Origin of the sequence: Rhodoferax lacus (assembly GCF_003415675.1) — a bacterium.
GTDB classification, from domain to species: Bacteria; Pseudomonadota; Gammaproteobacteria; order Burkholderiales; family Burkholderiaceae_C; genus Allorhodoferax; species Allorhodoferax lacus.
On record NZ_QFZK01000061.1, the window covers coordinates 1 to 686 of the forward strand.

Annotated in this window: 1 protein-coding gene; it reads left to right on the forward strand. The window is 65.9% G+C overall.

Annotated elements, in window-relative coordinates; genetic code table 11:
* Positions 1–686 (forward strand): ATP-binding protein (locus DIC66_RS22775; protein ID WP_117180459.1); only part of this gene is annotated, 686 nt, incomplete at both ends.

Consider the following 686-nt stretch of genomic DNA (forward strand, 5'->3'; position numbering starts at 1 on the left):
GTGGCCATCTACAGCAACGAAGACCGCTTCGCCCTGCACCGCTTCAAGGCCGATGAGTCGTACCTGGTGGGTGCGGGCAAGAAGCCGATCTCGGCCTACCTGGACATTGCCGACATCATCCGCATTGCCAAGGAAGCCGATGTGGACGCCATCCACCCCGGCTATGGTTTCCTGAGTGAGAACCCCGACTTTGCCGACGCCTGTGTGGCTGCCGGTGTGGCCTTCATTGGCCCCAACGGCGATGTGATGCGCACGCTGGGCAACAAGGTGGCGGCGCGTGCCGTGGCGGTGGCTGCGAACGTGCCGGTGGTGCCCGCCACCACGGCCTTGCCCGATGACATCGAGGTAGCCAAAAAGATGGCGCTGGAAGTGGGCTACCCGCTGATGCTCAAGGCCAGCTGGGGCGGTGGCGGCCGGGGCATGCGCGTGATCGAGACCGAGGCCGACCTGGCCCCCATGAAAGAGCTGGCCCAGCGCGAGGCCCTGGCCGCCTTTGGCAATGACGAGGTCTACCTGGAAAAACTGGTGCGCCGCGCCCGCCATGTGGAAGTGCAGGTGATGGGCGACAAGCACGGCAACCTCGTTCACCTGTTCGAGCGCGACTGCTCGGTGCAGCGGCGCAACCAGAAAGTGGTGGAGCGCGCCCCCGCCCCCTACATGGACCCGGACACCCGCCGCGAACTCTG